At 35.4% G+C, this 18193-nt stretch carries 17 protein-coding genes and 1 pseudogene; 7 read left to right on the forward strand and 11 right to left on the reverse strand.

Translation table 11 applies throughout. The annotated features are described in order from the left end of the window. Positions 1-86 (reverse strand): annotated as a pseudogene (locus BAQ46_RS14020) (cobalt transporter); the annotation flags it as partial. 30 nt (positions 87-116) lie between these two features. After that, complete coding sequence (locus BAQ46_RS14025; protein WP_000274348.1) at positions 117-335, reverse strand: hypothetical protein; 219 nt, start codon at positions 333-335, stop codon at positions 117-119. A gap of 233 nt (positions 336-568) precedes the next feature. Between BAQ46_RS14025 and BAQ46_RS14030 the strand changes: the two genes are divergently transcribed. From BAQ46_RS14030 to BAQ46_RS14040, 3 genes are all read left to right on the forward strand, one after another. Further along, positions 569-2098: a cardiolipin synthase gene (locus BAQ46_RS14030; RefSeq protein WP_000743044.1), complete on the forward strand. Its 1530-nt coding sequence runs from the start codon at positions 569-571 to the stop codon at positions 2096-2098. A gap of 127 nt (positions 2099-2225) precedes the next feature. After that, the gene (locus BAQ46_RS14035; RefSeq protein ID WP_048558065.1) at positions 2226-3119 is read left to right on the forward strand and encodes an ATP-binding protein; all 894 of its coding nucleotides are present in this window, start codon (positions 2226-2228) and stop codon (positions 3117-3119) included. A 3-nt stretch (positions 3120-3122) separates the two neighbouring features. Then, positions 3123-5006, forward strand: coding sequence for a vWA domain-containing protein (locus BAQ46_RS14040; RefSeq protein WP_001248871.1), 1884 nt, complete (start codon positions 3123-3125; stop codon positions 5004-5006). A 39-nt stretch (positions 5007-5045) separates the two neighbouring features. On the opposite strand, the gene BAQ46_RS14045 is transcribed toward BAQ46_RS14040, so the two are convergent. The 4 genes from BAQ46_RS14045 to BAQ46_RS14060 form a co-directional block, all read right to left on the reverse strand. Next, positions 5046-5468, reverse strand: coding sequence for an NUDIX hydrolase (locus tag BAQ46_RS14045; protein WP_001189954.1), 423 nt, complete (start codon positions 5466-5468; stop codon positions 5046-5048). Next, a complete protein-coding gene (gene pyrE / locus BAQ46_RS14050; RefSeq protein ID WP_000417029.1) occupies positions 5455-5997 on the reverse strand; it encodes an orotate phosphoribosyltransferase in 543 nt (180 codons plus the stop codon). Before pyrE ends, BAQ46_RS14045 begins: the two co-directional genes overlap by 14 nt. A 112-nt stretch (positions 5998-6109) precedes the next feature. Then, complete coding sequence (locus BAQ46_RS14055; RefSeq protein ID WP_000723139.1) at positions 6110-7075, reverse strand: L-threonine 3-dehydrogenase; 966 nt, start codon at positions 7073-7075, stop codon at positions 6110-6112. Positions 7076-7119: 44 nt separating this feature from the next. After that, positions 7120-8310 (reverse strand): glycine C-acetyltransferase, encoded by a 1191-nt coding sequence (locus BAQ46_RS14060; RefSeq protein ID WP_000095906.1) that lies wholly within the window; start codon positions 8308-8310, stop codon positions 7120-7122. Positions 8311-8523: 213 nt separating this feature from the next. On the opposite strand from BAQ46_RS14060, the gene BAQ46_RS14065 reads away from it, so the two are divergent. Next, entirely contained in the window at positions 8524-9255 is a 732-nt protein-coding gene (locus BAQ46_RS14065; RefSeq protein WP_000885946.1) for a class I SAM-dependent DNA methyltransferase, read from the forward strand. Between the two features lie 32 nt (positions 9256-9287). Here BAQ46_RS14065 and BAQ46_RS14070 read toward each other — a convergent pair whose 3' ends face one another. From BAQ46_RS14070 to BAQ46_RS14080, 3 genes are read right to left on the reverse strand one after another with little or no spacing between them, the layout of a single operon-like run. Further along, entirely contained in the window at positions 9288-10109 is an 822-nt protein-coding gene (locus tag BAQ46_RS14070) for an ABC transporter ATP-binding protein (protein ID WP_001167951.1), read from the reverse strand. 12 nt (positions 10110-10121) lie between these two features. Next, a complete protein-coding gene (locus BAQ46_RS14075; RefSeq protein WP_000760066.1) occupies positions 10122-11180 on the reverse strand; it encodes a FecCD family ABC transporter permease in 1059 nt (352 codons plus the stop codon). After that, positions 11177-12181 carry a FecCD family ABC transporter permease gene (locus BAQ46_RS14080; RefSeq protein WP_000925216.1) on the reverse strand — a complete coding sequence of 335 codons (1005 nt, stop codon included), beginning with the start codon at positions 12179-12181 and terminating at the stop codon, positions 11177-11179. Before BAQ46_RS14080 ends, BAQ46_RS14075 begins: the two co-directional genes overlap by 4 nt. Positions 12182-12353: 172 nt before the next feature. On the opposite strand from BAQ46_RS14080, the gene BAQ46_RS14085 reads away from it, so the two are divergent. Together BAQ46_RS14085 and BAQ46_RS14090 are read left to right on the forward strand one after the other, a co-directional pair. Next, positions 12354-13319, forward strand: coding sequence for an ABC transporter substrate-binding protein (locus tag BAQ46_RS14085; protein WP_071742053.1), 966 nt, complete (start codon positions 12354-12356; stop codon positions 13317-13319). Between the two features lie 381 nt (positions 13320-13700). Continuing rightward, positions 13701-15050, forward strand: a complete 1350-nt coding sequence (locus BAQ46_RS14090; RefSeq protein ID WP_000338308.1) for a peptide MFS transporter — start codon at positions 13701-13703, stop codon at positions 15048-15050. Positions 15051-15093: 43 nt separating this feature from the next. On the opposite strand, the gene BAQ46_RS14095 is transcribed toward BAQ46_RS14090, so the two are convergent. Continuing rightward, the gene (locus BAQ46_RS14095; protein ID WP_000382683.1) at positions 15094-15273 is read right to left on the reverse strand and encodes an acid-soluble spore protein H; all 180 of its coding nucleotides are present in this window, start codon (positions 15271-15273) and stop codon (positions 15094-15096) included. Between the two features lie 189 nt (positions 15274-15462). Further along, on the reverse strand, positions 15463-15750 hold the full coding sequence (locus BAQ46_RS14100; protein ID WP_000081429.1) for an ArsR/SmtB family transcription factor: 288 nt from the start codon (positions 15748-15750) through the stop codon (positions 15463-15465). Positions 15751-16561: 811 nt separating this feature from the next. Here BAQ46_RS14100 and BAQ46_RS14105 point away from each other — a divergent pair. Beyond that, positions 16562-18181: an L-lactate permease gene (locus BAQ46_RS14105; RefSeq protein ID WP_016716437.1), complete on the forward strand. Its 1620-nt coding sequence runs from the start codon at positions 16562-16564 to the stop codon at positions 18179-18181. Positions 18182-18193 lie beyond the last annotated feature (12 nt).

Genomic DNA, 18193 nt, shown 5'->3' on the forward strand with positions numbered 1-18193 from the left:
CCATGGTGGTGATGTCCGCCGTTATGATGGTGCCCTCCATGATGATGATTACGATAATACAATCCGTTATTTTCTATATAATTCATATTTCCCCTCTCCTTTTCCATTTTCTCATCTTAATAGGTATTGTAAGAATAATATGGATCTTGTTGGTAACCTGTATAATAAGAATAATCCGAGTAATACGGATAACCATATCCGCCATAACCAAATCCAGGGCTGAGTAATGCTCCTGCTACAAACCCTGGAAAGAAACCTCCACCAAAAAATGGTGAATGTCCAAAACCACCATGAAAACCTCCGTGACCAAATCCTCCAATTGGACGACCATACATTTTATTCACCTTCCTTTTCTCTTTAAAAACGTAACAATACACTGTATGTAGGACAAATGCGGAAAGTATGGGGGAAATACCTACATTTTGTAAAAAACAGAAAACACTTTATAATAAAGTGAAACTTTAATCAGTGGGGGGCTTACTGCCCATTAAAGTGGGATAAAAATGTCACATTACATCCGCTATTTAGGAAGTCTATATTGAAGAAAGATTAGAGGAATTATATAGAAATGAAGAAACCTATTGTCCAATTACTATTAATATTTACAATTGTATCTATCGTTCTTTTCCTATTAAATACATCGTATATTTCGTTATATACATTTGTCGGCGTTCTCTGGTCCATCACAATTGTAGGAATTTCATTCGTTATTTTTATCGAAAATAGGTCTCCGCAAAGTACCTTAGCGTGGTTTTTAGTATTAGCACTTCTTCCCGTTGTAGGTGTACTTTTATACTCTATTTTCGGGCGTAGCCGTTGGAGAAGAAAAAAGCATCTCCATCGTTCAGAAGAACAAAGAAAATTATTCCGTGAAATATTAGAAGGAAAACGACTAGAGTTATCACTCAAAGTCCCATTAAGTGAACGCTCTACCCATTTAACAGAAGTTGTACAAAAATTTGGAGGCGGGCCTGCCGCAGATAGAACAACTACAAAACTTTTAACAAACGGAGATCAAACATTTTCAGCAATTTTGCAAGCGATCGAGCAAGCAAAACATCATATACATATTCAATACTATATTTATAAATCTGATGAGATTGGTACAAAAGTTCGGGATGCTTTAATAAACAAAGCAAAAGCTGGTGTTATTGTACGCTTCCTTTATGATGGATTAGGAAGTAATACGTTAAGAAGACGCTTTTTAAAACCTATGAAAGAAGCTGGGATTGAAATTGTTGAATTTGACCCTATTTTTTCAGCTTGGTTACTTGAAACCGTCAATTATCGTAACCACCGTAAAATCGTCATTGTAGATGGAGAAATCGGTTTTACTGGAGGACTTAACGTCGGTGATGAATATCTTGGCCGTTCAAAAAAGTTTCCCGTTTGGCGTGATAGTCATTTAAAAATCGAAGGAAAAGCGTTATATAAATTACAAGCAATTTTTCTAGAGGACTGGCTCTATGCATCTAGTGGTTTGAAAACCTATTCTTGGGATCAATTTATGAATAGACAATACTTCCCAGGTAAAGAAATTTCAAGTGCAGAAGGTGCCGTGCAAATTGTAGCAAGCGGGCCAAGCTCAGATGATAAGAGCATTCGCAATACATTATTAGCTGTTATGGGCTCGGCAAAAAAATCTATTTGGATTGCTACACCATACTTTATTCCAGATCAAGAAACTTTAACATTATTACGTTTAAGTGCAATATCTGGCATAGATGTACGCATTTTATATCCTGGTAAAAGTGATAGTATTATTAGTGACCAAGCATCTCAGTCCTACTTCACTCCACTTTTAAAAGCTGGTGCCTCCATTTATAGTTATAAAGATGGCTTTATGCATGCAAAAATTGTACTTGTTGATGATAAAATTGCAACAATCGGAACAGCAAATATGGACGTACGCAGCTTTGAATTGAATTACGAAATTATTAGCGTACTGTATGAATCAGAAACTGTTCATGATATTAAACGTGATTTTGAAGATGACTTTAAGCATTCTACTGAAATTAAATGGAACGCTTTCCAAAAGAGAAGTATCAAAAAACGAATATTAGAGTCTTTTATGAGGCTCATTTCTCCTTTACTATAAGCAATCAATGTACTATTGATTGCTTTTTCTTTTATATTTGTCCCCTCTCCTTTTCTTTGCATACCATATTAAAACAAGTTATCATAAGATGTATTACTTTATGAAAATAATGTTAGGTGGGACATACATGTTAGAACAATTTCATATACATGCTGATTTAAAACAGCAACTTTCTACAATTCACGAAAAGAATAAACAAGAAGCTGGTGAAAATGCACATTTAATCGGTACAAAAGTATATAAAGCATCTGATAATAGCATTATCGAAGATGCCATTACAGCACTTCTTCTTGGCAAAAATATTCTATTAAAAGGGCCGACTGGTAGTGGTAAAACCGTACTAGCTGAAACTCTTTCTTCTTTATTCCAAAAACCAATGCATAGCATTAACTGTTCTGTCGATTTAGATGTAGAAGGTATTTTAGGATACAACACACTACAAACGAAAGATGGCGCATCTGAAGTTACATTCGTTAACGGTCCTCTTATGAAAGCAATGAAGAACGGTCATTTCCTATATATTGATGAAATCAATATGGCAAAACCTGAAACGTTACCACTTCTTCACGGTGCATTAGATTACCGTAAAATGATTACAAACCCGTTTACACAAGAAGTTGTATACGGTGATGATGAGTATCGTGTAATCGCAGCAATTAATGAAGGCTACGTTGGAACAAGTGAACTAAACGAAGCGTTAAAAAACCGTTTCGTTATTATTGAAGTTCCCTACATCCAAGGTGATACATTAAAAGAACTATTATTAGCAGAATCAAAACTAAAAGACACTGCAACAATTGAAAAGTTCGTTGCATTTGCAAGCGATCTTATGCCTTTAGCTCGTGATGGCCGCGTAAGTGAAGAAGCAGCAAGTATTCGTGGCATTATTGATGCATGTGATTTAGGTGTATATATTCCCGTTATGCGTGCAATTGAACGTAGTATTATCGCAAAATTAAACGATGAAACAGAACAAATGACTGTCCGTGAATTAGCAGAAAGTTATTTCTTTGAGGGATAATTCATGAGACAAATTTTTAGTGACAAAAAAATTGATGCGTCGCTGTTTCTACAAATGGAAAACTTAATGTATGCCCTTCTCAAAGAAGATGATGCCTACCTTGAGTATGGCTATAAAGCATACTACGACGAAATTGAAAAAAAGGTTGTCATTAGTCACTTTTGGGATGATCGAAAAGAAGAGGATACAGTAATCGGATTAAAAAGCGAAGTGTTTTTAAAAGCACTTGGTAATAAACATTACTCGGACATGACTTTAATTCGTTCTTATGCAATTGAATTGCAAGAATCACCCTTAAAAAAGTTTTTAACACAATTATTTGTTCTATTAGAAGATTTACGTGTTGAGGAAATCGTAAAAAACTTACGCCCTGGCACAAAGCATGTTTTTAAAAGAAGAAAAGAAATGTATCGCAATTACTTTAGCTCACAAAATGAAATCAATCGTGTTCGTAACTATCACGGTGATCGTCTATTTTGTCTATGCTATCTTTCATTAACGAGCGATAAATATGAAATGTTTAATAATGAATATTTCGAGCAAATTGAAGCTATTTTGCATGAAACATTCCAAGCTCGTAATACGGAAGATATTATGTATATCGTTGAGAAAATTCGCTATCGCTTAGAGGAGCTTCTTGAAAGTGATATGCTGAACAACTATTTCGGGCATGCACCGCTTTATTTATCTGTCATTGCAGATGAAAAAAACTGTCGCGTCGAAGATTTAGCAAACGATGATACGCAGCTCATAGATGACGATGAAAATAAAAACAAAATGGATGAAAGCTTCTCAACATGGCACCGTGAAAATAAAAACAATGAAAACGAGAACTTTTTACGCTTTGAATTAGAAAGCGGAACAAAAACAAATATGATGGGTGACACTGCTCGCGAATCAGAAGATGGCGACCAAGCACTTGGCTCTGTACAAGGTACTTCTCAAAAAAGTACACAATCTAACTTTGATGGTGCTGACACAAAAGAAGCAAGAGCTTCTCACGCTTCTAGTCAAAATGATGGTGCATATGGTAAATATAACACTGGCGCTTCTCATACATTTAAAGAAGCACGTAAACCAAATCCTGATGAGAAAAAGGATTACCAAGCTATCAAATCAGTCGTTAATAAAGATGTAAAAGAATTAAAGAAAATTATCGAAAAAACGATTGAAAATAAAACGAATGCAAATAGTGATAAATATTACGGAAGACTTCGTAAGAAATTCCTTCGTATTTATACTGAAAAGCAGCCTCGCATGTTTTATAAAAAAGGGCAAGAATCACAAGAGCTCGACGTTGCATTCCAACTATTAGTAGACTGCTCTGGTTCTATGTATAACAAAATGGAAGAAACGAAAAAGAGTGTGGTCCTATTCCATGAAGCGTTAAAATCTTTAAAAATCCCGCACGCTATTAGCGGATTTTGGGAAGATGCTTCTAGTGCTAAACCTGAAGATAAGCCGAACGTTATCCATGAAGTTGTAACGTATAAAAACTCAACGTTACCAAACGTTGGTCCAGAAATTATGCAGCTTCGCGAAGAAGAAGATAACCGCGACGGATATATCATTCGGATCGTTTCTGAAAAGCTTGCAAAAAGACCAGAAAAACATAAATTCTTACTTGTCTTCACAGACGGTGAACCTTCTGCGCTAGACTACCAACAAGACGGTATTTTAGATACGCATGAAGCTGTCAAACTTGCTCGTAAAAGTGGTATGGAAGTAATCGGAATTTTCATCGAAGAAGGCGAAGCGAAAGAAGCAACTTATCAATTAATGAAGAACATTTATAACCATCACTTCTTAGTTGCAAATCACGCTGAAGATTTACGTCTGAAGATTAAACCACTATTGAAAAAGTTATTACTGAAGACGATTGAATAGAAAAACAGGAGCTTTGCGCTCCTGTTTTTTTCTATTCAATCACTTTGTTTCTGGTTGAAACTTATATGGAATGGCTACTTCTAATAATGAATCGAATCCTCCATCGTAGAATGGGAATCGTTCATTTGCAATTGCTCTGTCCACCCACTCCATTGCGGAAATTTCTCCTTCATCTGCTGCAACAAGTTCACCTTTTACTACATGCGCTCGAAATGTAAATAATAGCGCATGATTCCCTGGCTCTTCAAAGAATTTTTCATTAATCGCAACAAGTCCACCTGCCACAGCAGTTAACCCTGTCTCTTCTTTTACTTCCCTTACTAAAGCTTCCTCTAACGTTTCACCCTTTTCAACAGCCCCACCCGGCAATGACCAAACATTTTGTTCTACATTATGTACCATTAATATTTTATCTGTTTCTTCGTCATGTATTAGTGCGTATACGACATCAACCCTTTGCATGTTCCTTTTCTCCTTCAATTAACTCATCCATTGTAAATAAAGAATGTAGCTGTAAGCCATCTTCTAATAAGTTTTCTCTTCCCTCTTTTGTTCGTTCAATTACGCCTAAAACATGATGTACCTTCGCACCTAGTTCTCTTAAATCTTTCGTGCTTAATAATATTTGACCACCTGTCGTAATAACATCTTCAACAACACAAACATTTTTCTCAGTAATATTAACGCCTTCTGCTAACTTACATGTACCGTACTTCTTCGCTTCTTTTCTTACAAATACAACTGGTATACCCGTTTGTAAAGATAATGCTGTTGCTACTGGAATTCCTCCCATCTCTAAGCCTGCGAGCACTTCTGTCTCAGGAGGAATGAGCTCTTTCAATTGCTTAGCAATTTCTACTAACAATGCTGGATTAGATTCAAATAAGTACTTATCAAAGTATTGATTTGATACTTGTCCTGATCGAAGCTTAAACGTTCCCGTTAAACGTGACGTATTATAAATTTCTTTTGCTAACTCCCATTTCTCCATTTCCTGTCTCCCCTTTACACACAAATTAACTCATTCTATCACACTTGTAATTATTTGTATATTCCTAAAATACAAATAAAAAGAGTCGATTCCTAAGAATCGACCCTTCCTATTAATTCATCACTAACTCAGCTGTGAGCTTTTTTTTTAACTTAGCCAACATGTCCGTTGTCATTTTGTCTAAATCGTATTCTGCTTTAAAGCCCCACTCTTTCATTGCTGCTGTTGCATCAATAGAGTTTGGCCAACTATCAGCGATTGTTTGACGAGCTGGATCTACAGCGTAGTCCATTGTAAACGTCGGAATGTGTTTACGAATTGATGCTGCGATTTGCTCTGGCTCAAAGCTCATTGCTGTAATATTAAATGCATTTCTATGCACTAACTTACTTGGATCAGCTTCCATTAATGAAATGATCGCTTGTAAAGCATCTGGCATGTACATCATATCCATGTATGTTCCTTCTGCAATGTATGAGGTGTATGTGCCTTTTTTAATCGCCTCATAATAAATTTCAACTGCATAATCAGTTGTTCCGCCTCCTGGAGGAGCTACGTAAGAAATTAAACCTGGGAAACGGACACCGCGCGTATCAACGCCAAATTTTTGATGATAATAATCACATAATAATTCCCCTGCTACTTTGTTTACCCCATACATCGTAGTAGGACGTTGAATTGTATCTTGTGGTGTATTATCTTTCGGTGTTGATGGACCGAATGCACCGATAGAACTTGGCGTGAAAAACTTACAGTTTAATTCACGAGCTGCTTCTAATGCATTTACAAGTCCGCCCATATTTAAATTCCATGCAAATAACGGATTTTTTTCTGCTGTTGCTGAAAGTAAAGCTGCTAAATGAATAATTGTATCTACTTCATTGCGCTTTGCGATATCATGTAGTTTTTGTCCATCTGTTACATCTAACGTTTCAAATGGACCAGACGTTACTACTTCACTATCTGTTTCACGAATATCTGTTGCAATAACATTTGATGCGCCGTATACATCACGAAGTTTCATTACTAGTTCAGAACCAATTTGCCCTAAAGAACCGGTTACTAGAATTTTTTTCATTTTCCCCACTCCTCATTTGCAAGCTATTCAAAAGATGTCGTTACTTAAATGATGCCCATTTCTTTCCCTACTTTTTCATACTTACGAATTGCTTCATCTAACATTTCTTTCGTATGAGCTGCTGTTGGCATATTACGAACACGTCCTGTTCCTTTAGCTACAGTTGGGAACACGATAGATTTTGCATATACGCCTTCTTCATTTAGACGTTTACTAAATTCTTGTGTTAATACTTCGTCACCAATAATACAAGGTGTAATTGGCGTTTCACTTTCTCCGATGTTAAAGCCAAGTTCTTTTAACCCTTGTTTTAAATAGCGACCATTTTCCCATAAACGATCGTGCAACTCTGTGCTTTCCATTAAGATTTCAATTGATCTCATGCAAGCTGCAGCATCAGCTGGTGTTAATGCTGTAGAGAATAAGAATGGACGTGAACGAACTTTTAACCAGTCAATTAAGTTTTGTTTCCCTGCTACATATCCACCAATTACCCCAATTGCTTTTGATAATGTACCAATTTGGAAATCAACTTTATCAGACAGACCAAAGTGCTTTACAGTTCCTGCCCCTTTACCAAGTACACCTGAACCGTGTGCATCATCTACGTATGTCATTAAATCTAATTCTTCCGCAATCTCAACAATTTCTGGTAGTTTTGCAACATCTCCATCCATTGAAAAGACACCGTCTGTAATTACCATTAATTTATTGTAAAGTCCTGATTCTTTCGCTGCGATTGCTTTTTGGCGTAAATCTTCCATATCAGAATGTTTATAAACAATAATTTTTGCTTTTGATAGACGACTACCATCAATAATAGAAGCATGGTTTAACTCGTCTGAAAGAATCGCATCATTTTTATCCATAACAGCTGAAATCGCTGCCATATTACAATTAAATCCTGATTGATAAGCAATTGCTGCTTCTGTATGTTTAAACTTTGCAATTGTTTCTTCTAATTTAATATGCAAATCTAAAGTACCGTTAATTGTACGAACCGCTCCTGCTCCAACGCCGTACTTATGAATTGCACCAATTGCAGCTTCTTGCAAACGGCTATCTGTTGCTAATCCAAGATAGTTGTTTGAAGATAAGTTAATATATTCTTTTCCGCCAATTGTAATGATCGGTCCATTTGAACTTTCGAGCGGATCAATTACGTTATAAAGCCCCTTTGATTTTAAATCCTCTAAATTTTCTTCTAAAAATTTCGCAAGTGTTTTACTAGACATCGTGAAGCCTCCCATCGTTCATGTAAGCGAATTATTGTCTTAATAGTTCTAATAATCCCTCTACTAGCTTAACACGTTTTCAGAATTTATTATAGAAAAATAGTTTAAAGTAACCGCTTACAATTCTAGATTATATATGATTCATTACAAGAAATCTATCATTTACTTTTCATATTTGGTAGAATAAAAAAAATATGTAAGGTGGCTTCAATCATGGCATTTACTGAATCTGATGTATATAATAACGAAGCGTTTTTTGAACAATATATGAAACGAAGATACCGAGAAAATAGCCCAAATGAATCACTTGAAAAACCAGCCTTCTTTCAACTCATTGGTGATGTGAAAGGAAAGAAAATTCTCGATTTAGGCTGTGGGGACGCAAAATTTGGCAAGGAATTATTAGAAAAAGACTGCCACTCTTACACCGGTATTGAAGGCTCCGAACTTATGTATGAAAAAGCTAAAAAACAACTAGAAAACAAAAATGGCGCCGTTCATTTTTTAAACCTCAAAGACTACACATACCCTCCTTCTACTTTTGATTTAGTAACATCTAGACTCGCCTTACATTATATCGAACATCTTACTATCATTTTTCAAAATGTGTACGAAACTTTAAAGACAAATGGAACCTTTACTTTTAGCGTTCAACACCCTATTATTACCTCTTCATTTGAAAGCTTGCAAACGAGCGGAAAAAGAACGAGTTGGCTTGTCGATGATTACTTTAAACTAGGCAAACGGGTTGAACCTTGGATTGATCAAGAAGTTATTAAATATCATCGTACAACGGAAGAATATTTTACACTATTACAACAGGCTGGATTTACAATTACAAATTTAAAAGAAGCTACACCAGATCAAACTTATTTTCAAAGCGCGGAAGAATATGAACGTCGTTTACGTATTCCCCTCTTTCTCTTATTCTCTTGCCGAAAATAAAAAAGACGATGATTTCCTCATCGTCTTTTTCTTTATCTCATTGCATGAGCAACTTCTTTACGTACACGTCTTCCTTTTCCATGCGGAATACAAAGTGGCGTCCCAAATAACGGATCCGTACTAATTTGACATTCCATTCGGAATACATCACGTACTAGCTTCTCATCTACTACTTCTTCTGGCTTACCTTGTGCATATATTTGTTTATCTTGAATGGCTACAATATTGTCTGCATAACGGCAGGCCAAATTTAAATCGTGTAGTACCATAACAATTGTTCTTTGTTCTGTTTCATTTAATTCGAATAATAAATCTAGCACTTCAATTTGGTGAGTCATATCTAAATAGGTAGTAGGCTCATCCAATAAAATAATATCTGTATCTTGCGCAAGCGTCATTGCAATCCAAGCACGTTGTCGTTGTCCACCTGAAAGAGCATGCACATCACGCTCAGCAAATTCTGTCATACCTGTTGCTGCAAGTGCTTTCTGTACCATTTCCTCATCTTTTTCTGACCATTGCTTCAGCCATGTTTGATACGGATAACGTCCTTGCTTTACAAGTTGCAATACTGTAAGCCCTTCTGGCGCTTGCGGTCCTTGCGGTAAAATTGCCATTTGACGAGCGATTTGCTTCGTTTGCATATTTTGAATGGCTTGACTATCTAACAAAATGTCACCAGCTGTTGGTTTTAATAATCTAGCTAGTGAACGTAATAAGGTCGATTTCCCGCAACCGTTAGAACCGATAAAGATGGTAATTTCACCTTTTGGAATTTCTAAATTCAACTCATCAATAATAATTGTTTCACCGTAAGACAACGTCAAACGTTTCGTCTCCAATGCTTTTTGCATATTCATCTTCCTTTATGAATTCCGACTTTTATAAAGTAAATAAATAAAATAAGGTGCACCAATTGCTGATGTAAATACCCCTGCTGGAATTTCAAGTGGGGTGAAAACTGTACGCCCAATTAAATCTGCAGCAAGTACTAAAATTGCACCGACAATAGCCGCAACCGGGAGTAATGCACCGTATAAAGAACCAACTAGTCTTCGTGAAATATGAGGTGCCATTAAACCGACAAATCCAATTCCACCAGCAAAGGCAACTGCTCCACCAATTAAAGCTGTACTAAGTAATAACATAAATATGCGTGACTTTGTTAAAGGAACACCAAGCCCTACCGCAATATCATCCCCTAGCTCTTGCGCATTTAAATGTCTAGCAGCTATAAATGATATTACCGTTAAAATGAGAACCCACGGCGCAAGTACCATGACGTTTTGCCAAGAAGAACCGTAAACAGTGCCTGTAATCCATACATTCGCTTGACTCGCTTGGTAAATTGGCGCTAACAACATAAACAAAGTCGTTGCCGCTTTCGTTAATGCCCAAAAACCAACACCAATTAAAACAAGACTAATCGGTGATAATCCGTCATTTCTCCATGCAAATAAATATACAAAAAGTGCTACAATCGTTGCCCCAATAAAAGCTGCTAACGGCATATAATGAATGCTTACAGTTAGCGCATTATTTTTATCACTAAATATAGCTAAAAATAATACCACTGCAACACTTGCACCACCTGTAATCCCGATGATATCCGGAGAAGCAAGTGGATTTCGAACGAGCCCTTGTAAAATACATCCTGCTACAGCAAGTGCGATTCCTACAAGGATAGCAATTAAAATACGCGGCATACGAAACTTATTTACAACCATATTGGACATCGCATCGCCATTTCCAGTAATCGCTTGCCATACATCATAAGGAGCAATTTTCATGTCTCCCATACCTGCACTCGCAAAAAACAATCCTATTAAAACAACTAGTAAACTGAATAAGACGAGACAAGCTCGTTTGTACATTAAAAACGAGAGCCCGCCTTTTCCTATACGAAACGGAATATACTTCTTCATTTGCTAAGCCCTCTCTTACGTGCAATATAAATAAAGAACGGCGCACCAATAAATGCTGTCATAACCCCTACTGGTACTTCTTGTGGCATAATGACATATCTTGCTGCGATATCAGCTAAGATCAATAGTATTGCACCTAATAAGCCGCTATACGGTACTCTCCACCTATGATCTACTCCAACAAGAAATCTGGCAAAATGCGGGGTAACAATACCAATAAACCCAATAGGACCTGCGACCGCAACTGAACCACCGGATAACAGGACAATAATAAGTAGTACGAATGATTTCATTAAAATCGTTCTTTGACCAAGTCCTTTTGCAACGTCTTCCCCCATCATCAATGTATTTACTTTCCCTGCCATCATAATAGATGCAATCCAGCCTATTAATAAATACGGGAATACTGATTGTAAAATTTCTAACTTTCTTCCTTGCACAGATCCGGCAAGCCAAAATAATACTTCTTCAAGCGCCTTTTCATTTAAAACAAGTAATCCTTGTGTTAATGATGAAAATAACGCACTAATTGCCACTCCTGCTAACGTTAATTTAAGAGGCGTTGTCCCCTCTTTTCCTAAAGAGCTAGAAGCAAATACAAGTACAGCTGCAATTGCTGCCCCTAAGAAGGCAATCCACGTGAAAGCTGATAATGATGTCACGGAAAAAATAACAATTGCTACAACTATGAAGAAAGCAGCACCTGAATTTAATCCAATAAAATCTGGAGAAGCAAGTGGATTTTTCGTTAAAGTTTGCATAAGACAACCTGCAATGGCTAAACTAGCACCAACACTCGCTGCAATTAATGCCCTTGGTAGACGCACATTTTGAATAATAATATGTTCATTGGACCCATTAAAATGGAAAAAAGCATCTAACGCTAATTTCCAACTCGTATTTGTATATCCGAAAATAATACTGCCCCAAATACAAGTAATGACTGCAATGATCCCAACAAATAATCCAATCCATTTTGCTCGATTTGTTTTTAATAACATGCAGCGTTTCCCCTTCAATGTATAATGATACGTTGTAAGTGTATTTCAACTTAATTCTCATTGTCAACGGAAATGAGAATTATTTTCAACCGTATGTATTGACAATCTAAAGATAAAGGCTTAATATCATGCTTGCTATTGAAAAAAATTCTCACTATGTAGGGGGTACATAATGAATTTCATGCGAAAGAAATCGTTTACAGTATTTGTATTTTTATTAGCCTTTTCACTACTTTTAAGTGCTTGTGGAAAATCAAATACGAAAGAAGAATCAAAAGAAGATACGAAAAAAGAAATGATTCCTGTGGAACATGCAATGGGTAAAACAGAAGTTCCTGCTAATCCAAAACGTGTAGTCATTTTAACAAATGAAGGTACTGAAGCTTTACTTGAATTAGGTGTTAAACCAGTTGGGGCTGTAAAATCTTGGACTGGTGATCCATGGTATCCACATATTAAAGATAAAATGAAAGATGTAAAGGTTGTTGGTGATGAAGGACAAGTGAACGTAGAAACAATCGCTTCTTTAAAACCAGACTTAATTATCGGTAACAAAATGCGTCACGAAAAAGTGTACGAGCAACTAAAAGCAATTGCACCTACTGTGTTCTCTGAAACATTACGTGGTGAATGGAAAGATAACTTCAAGTTTTATGCGAAAGCATTAAATAAAGAAAAAGAAGGCGAAAAGGTTTTAGCTGATTACGATAAACGTATGAAAGATTTAAAAGCCAAACTAGGTGATAAAGTAAATCAAGAAATCTCTATGGTTCGCTTCATGCCTGGTGATGTTCGTATTTATCATGGTGATACATTCTCTGGTGTTATTTTAAAAGAACTTGGATTTAAACGTCCTGGCGATCAAAATAAAGATGACTTCGCAGAGCGTAACGTATCTAAAGAACGTATTTCTGCAATGGATGGCGATGTATTGTTCTACTTCACATTCGATAAAGGAAATGAGAAAAAAGGCTCTGAATTAGAAAAAGAATATATCAATGATCCACTATTTAAAAATTTAAATGCAGTGAAAAATAATAAAGCATACAAAGTTGACGATGTGATTTGGAATACTGCTGGCGGTGTAATGGCTGCTAACCTACTATTAGATGATATCGAAAAACGCTTTATTAAATAGTATTTCCCTAACCAGCTCCCCTTCTATGGAGCTGGTTATTTTTCAATTCACTTAAATGTCACATTATTTCATTTTGTATTTTTATTCCCAATATGTTATATTATAAAAGTAAATAGAATATATTTTCTCTATATCAGAATAAATATTTTAATCTAAATTTTCTGATTAATCACTATTTTATTTTCTTTTAGAATTCAATTATTACATTTGAAAACGCTTATCATCTTGTTTTCAGGGCAAAATACAGTAACGGTCGAAGTAAAATAGAACTTTTTTAGAAATTTTCTTTCTATTTCCATATAATTCTATTGACTTCTAAATATTTTGTAAATTAAAATGATTACATAAATATCCGTTATACAGGATTAGGGGGAAACAAAAATGGATGCAGCTTTAAAATTAGACAAAGCTGGAGAGCAACAATCACCAAAAAAACATCCACCAGGGTTATACTTGTTGTTCTTTACAGAAGCATGGGAAAGATTCAGTTATTACGGAATGCGTGGCTTATTAGTTCTTTATTTAACAACGAGCTTAGTAAGCGGCGGTTTAGGATTTGATAAAGCAGTTGCAGTTCAAATTTACGGTATTTTCACAATGTTAGTATACTTCACACCGATTATCGGTGGTTGGTTAACTGACCATTTCATTACGAAGCGCCATGCTATTACTATTGGTGGTATCATCATGGCAATTGGTAACTTTGTACTATTCTCAATGAACACAAAAACTGGACTATTTTTAGGATTAGGATTATTAGTTATTGGTAACGGATTCTTCAAACCAAATATTTCGACTTTATTAGGTCAATTATATAGCGAAAACGATTCTCGTCGTGATAGTGCCTTCACTATCTTCTACATGGGAATTAACTTAGGTGCTCTTATCGCTCCATTCATTTGCGGTTACTTCGCAGACTATAGATACGGTTTCTTAACAGCTTGTATCGGTATGATTATTGGACAGCTTGCCTTTAATTTCTTAGCACCTCGTTACTTAGGGTCTATCGGAACAACTGTTGTAGGGAAAAAATCTAAAGAAAAAAATGCAAAAGCAATCGAGAAAAAACCTTTAACAACACAAGAGAAAAAACGTACTGCTGCAATTTTAATTTTAACTTGTTTCGTAGTATTCTTCTGGGCAGGATTTGAGCAAGCAGGTAGTTCTTTAACACTTTACACAGATAAGTTTGTGGATCGTACAATTGGTGGATTTACAATTCCAACACCTTGGTTCCAATCTGTAAACCCACTATTCATTATCTTACTAGCATTACCTGTTTCTGCATTATGGATTAAACTTTCGAAAACAAAAAATGGTGATTTAAAAATCCCAACAAAAATGGCATTTGGTATGATTTTACTAGGGATTGGATATTTAGTTCTAACTTTAGCTGTATTAAAAACTGGTAGCGACGAAGGTAACATTACAATGAAAGCAAACTTACTATTCATTGTATTCACTTACATGTTCCATACAATTGGTGAATTATTCTTATCACCAATCGGATTATCTATGGTAAGTGCAATCGCTCCTGTTAAATTAGCATCATTATTAATGGGTGTATGGTTAGCTGGTACTGGCTTCGCAAACTTATTAGCAGGACAATTAGCTGCTTTCACTCAATCTTTAGGATATTTAGAAGTATTCGCAAGTATCGGTATTATCGTAATCGTACTCGGATTAGTACTTCTTATGTTCTCTAAGAAAATTGCACATATGATGGAATAAGAAATAAAAAGACGCTTCTAAACATTTAGAAGCGTCTTTTCTATTACTTCTCCTCTAAAGCCGTCACGTTCACGTGGACGCTTTCTCCAGGATTAGATACATCATACACTTGAGCAACCCCACTCTGCTCGTCACAGCTCTCAATCCATACTGGTACACCTTCATATGTAACGTCGATTCTACTTGAAGAAGATAAAATTTGTTTCACACGTTTTACATCCATTCTACTATCCCTCCTTTTACTTATTACACTCCTTTCTATCTTTTCTTTTCCTTTTAGAATATATTCCATATAGCAACATTTTAATGGTTAGCCTTTTTTCCTTACATATTAACATTCTTTCTCATATCACCTTCTAACAAATAAAAAAAGACGTAGATCCCACACGTCTTTTTCCATAATATTCAAATTTTAAGAAAATAATGTTTTTACTACTTCACTTACTTTATCGTTATGAATTTGATAATACACTTCCAGTCCTCGTCGTTCAAAGCGTACTACTTTATTTTGTTTTAATTTCGTTAAATGTTGCGAAACTGTTGATTGCGGAATTTCTAACACTTCCTGTAATTGTGTTACGTTACATGTTCCACGTTGCATTAGTTCCATTACTAGGCGTAGACGCAACGGATGCGCTAACGCTCTTAACATTTGTACATCTTCTTCTGAAATACGACATTCGAATTGATTTTGGCTCATAAAGTTCCCCTCATTTTCGTTTTTATTTTCTTTTTATTTATTTATATATCTGTTCTTATATTTCCTGTTACGACATAACTTTATCAACCTATAAAGCTGAAAATTTTTTCCACCTTAACCAGCAAAGGACTCAGGAAAAATTCCTTGCTGATTTTGAATATTATACTATACGATATAACGAAAAAGCAAAATAACGGGCTGCAAATACTTTGCTTGCAAACGTTGTTTTATCAGGCTTTTTGTTATATTTTTACCTCATTGCAATGTGCAGTAATGATATTGTAAAATACCGTCTATAATTGATAACCTATCGTAACGTATTTGGGTTATATTTAACCTCTTTGTTATGCTAAAAGGAATTTTCAGTAAAAAGAGATATCATAACATTAAATTTTAACTTATTGCTTTTTAATTAATATTCAATCGCTTGAACTATGATGGAATACTTCCTATTAAATACATTTCCTGTCCCACTCCTAACTTGATCAAATAGGGCAAGCGGTACATTCTGCAGCTCTATATTTAATACAAAGACGGTCTCTATTATAGAGCTGTAGGATCAATAATGTATAAACAACTATAAGAAAAGAATATGTAAATCATTTATCTCACCCACTCAAATAGATTTGAGTGGGCTTTTTGTCTACTTTATGAACAAAGCATTTCTTTTAACACTATTATGGAATAATTATACTTTTTTACGTTGACAATAGTGTTGAAGGAGAATATACTAAGCATGTAAGTTGATTGTGAATAGTTTCACAAATAATGTGAATTTCTTCACATAAAATAGATAGGAGTTGTCATTATTATGAGTACTTGGACACAAATTTATGACCCATTAAACAATATTTGGTTATCTGCTCTAATCGCAGCACTTCCAATTTTTTGCTTCATCATTTGTTTAATGGGACTGAAAATGAAAAGTTATATCGCTGGGCTTTATAGTGTGATTGTCGCTATTATTCTTGCTATATTCGTTTATAAAATGCCAGCAACAGTAGCTGTAGCATCTGCCGGATTCGGTATTTTATCCGGATTTTACCCAATTTGTACTATCGTTATCGCAGCAATTTTCCTTTACAAATTAACTGTTAAAACAGAACAATTCAACATCATTCGTGATAGCATTTCAAGTATTACAAATGATCAACGTTTACAAGTATTATTAATTGCTTATTCTTTCGGTGCTTTCTTAGAAGGCGCAGCTGGTCTAGGTGTTCCAGTTGCTATTACAGCTGCACTACTTGTAGGTATGGGCTTTAATCCATTAAAAGCAGCAGGTATTTGTTTAGTAGCAAACATCGCTGGTGGTGCTATGGGTGCTATGGGTATCCCAGTTACAGTACCAGCACAATTAACTGAATTAGATGCATTAACTATCGGTCGTCAAACTGTTCTTATTCTACCATTCATTAGTATTGTATTACCTTTCTTACTTGTTTCAATGGTCGATGGAATTAAAGGTATTAAAGAAACTTGGCAAGGTATTCTTGTAAGTGGTATTTCTTTCGCAATTACTCAGTTCGTTGTAACTTACTTCTTAGGTGCAGAACTTACTAATATTTTCGCAGCCGTTGTAAGTATGATCTCTCTTGCATTATTCCTACGTGTTTGGCAGCCAAAATCTTCTGCTAAAGAAGAAAAACAAGAAGAAAAAGAATCTCATACATTCAATCAAATTTTATATGCTTGGTCTCCATTCGTATTCTTAACTGCATTTGTAACAATCTTTAATTTAAAACCAATTAAAGCTTTATTTGCTCCGGATGGCGCACTAGCAAACCTAGTATTTAACATTCAATTCCCTGGTCTTCATAACGCTGTTATGAAAACTACACCAATTACAAAAGCTGATACACCTTTCGCAGCGGTTTTCAAATTTGATGTATTCTCATCTACAACTACTGCAATCGTATTAGCAATTATCGTTTCACTTATCGTGTACCGCGTAAAAGGTAAAATGGTTAAAGAATTAATGGTTGAAACAATAAAAGAACTAAAAGCTCCAGTGTATACAATCTGTAGTGTTATCGCTTTAGCTTACGTGGAAAACTACTCTGGTATGTCATCTACACTTGGACTTGCATTCTCTTCTACTGGTAATGCATTCCCAATTCTTTCTCCAATCTTAGGATGGATTGGCGTATTCATTACAGGTTCAGTAGTATCAAGTGGTTCATTATTCGCACCGCTTCAAGCAGTAACTGCAGATCAATTAAACATCGTTCCTTCTACTCTTGTTGCATTAAACGTAGTAGGTGGTACAATGGCAAAAATGGTTTCACCACAATCTGTAGCAGTTGCTTGTGCAGCAGTTGGACTAGTTGGTAAAGAATCTGCCCTATTTAAAACAGCAATGAAATACAGTTTAATCTTCTTAGCTATCATTAGCTTACTTCAATTAAACGCTGTATTTAATATCTTTTAAAAATTAAAATAA

The organism is Bacillus paranthracis, from assembly GCF_001883995.1.
Classification (GTDB): Bacteria; Bacillota; Bacilli; order Bacillales; family Bacillaceae_G; genus Bacillus_A; species Bacillus_A paranthracis.

Excerpts from the sequence above, each read along its gene's own strand:
- BAQ46_RS14095 (WP_000382683.1), bottom strand. The coding sequence starts at position 15,273 with ATGGATGTAAAACGTGTGAAACAAATTTTATCTTCTTCAAGTAGAATC.
- BAQ46_RS14030 (WP_000743044.1), top strand. The coding sequence starts at position 569 with ATGAAGAAACCTATTGTCCAATTACTATTAATATTTACAATTGTATCT.
- BAQ46_RS14090 (WP_000338308.1), top strand. The coding sequence starts at position 13,701 with ATGGATGCAGCTTTAAAATTAGACAAAGCTGGAGAGCAACAATCACCA.
- BAQ46_RS14085 (WP_071742053.1), top strand. The coding sequence starts at position 12,354 with ATGAATTTCATGCGAAAGAAATCGTTTACAGTATTTGTATTTTTATTA.
- pyrE (WP_000417029.1), bottom strand. The coding sequence starts at position 5,997 with ATGGAGAAATGGGAGTTAGCAAAAGAAATTTATAATACGTCACGTTTA.
- BAQ46_RS14065 (WP_000885946.1), top strand. The coding sequence starts at position 8,524 with ATGGCATTTACTGAATCTGATGTATATAATAACGAAGCGTTTTTTGAA.
- BAQ46_RS14060 (WP_000095906.1), bottom strand. The coding sequence starts at position 8,310 with ATGTCTAGTAAAACACTTGCGAAATTTTTAGAAGAAAATTTAGAGGAT.
- BAQ46_RS14070 (WP_001167951.1), bottom strand. The coding sequence starts at position 10,109 with ATGCAAAAAGCATTGGAGACGAAACGTTTGACGTTGTCTTACGGTGAA.
- BAQ46_RS14035 (WP_048558065.1), top strand. The coding sequence starts at position 2,226 with ATGTTAGAACAATTTCATATACATGCTGATTTAAAACAGCAACTTTCT.
- BAQ46_RS14025 (WP_000274348.1), bottom strand. The coding sequence starts at position 335 with ATGTATGGTCGTCCAATTGGAGGATTTGGTCACGGAGGTTTTCATGGT.
- BAQ46_RS14055 (WP_000723139.1), bottom strand. The coding sequence starts at position 7,075 with ATGAAAAAAATTCTAGTAACCGGTTCTTTAGGGCAAATTGGTTCTGAA.
- BAQ46_RS14040 (WP_001248871.1), top strand. The coding sequence starts at position 3,123 with ATGAGACAAATTTTTAGTGACAAAAAAATTGATGCGTCGCTGTTTCTA.
- BAQ46_RS14080 (WP_000925216.1), bottom strand. The coding sequence starts at position 12,181 with ATGTTATTAAAAACAAATCGAGCAAAATGGATTGGATTATTTGTTGGG.
- BAQ46_RS14075 (WP_000760066.1), bottom strand. The coding sequence starts at position 11,180 with ATGAAGAAGTATATTCCGTTTCGTATAGGAAAAGGCGGGCTCTCGTTT.
- BAQ46_RS14045 (WP_001189954.1), bottom strand. The coding sequence starts at position 5,468 with ATGCAAAGGGTTGATGTCGTATACGCACTAATACATGACGAAGAAACA.
- BAQ46_RS14105 (WP_016716437.1), top strand. The coding sequence starts at position 16,562 with ATGAGTACTTGGACACAAATTTATGACCCATTAAACAATATTTGGTTA.
- BAQ46_RS14100 (WP_000081429.1), bottom strand. The coding sequence starts at position 15,750 with ATGAGCCAAAATCAATTCGAATGTCGTATTTCAGAAGAAGATGTACAA.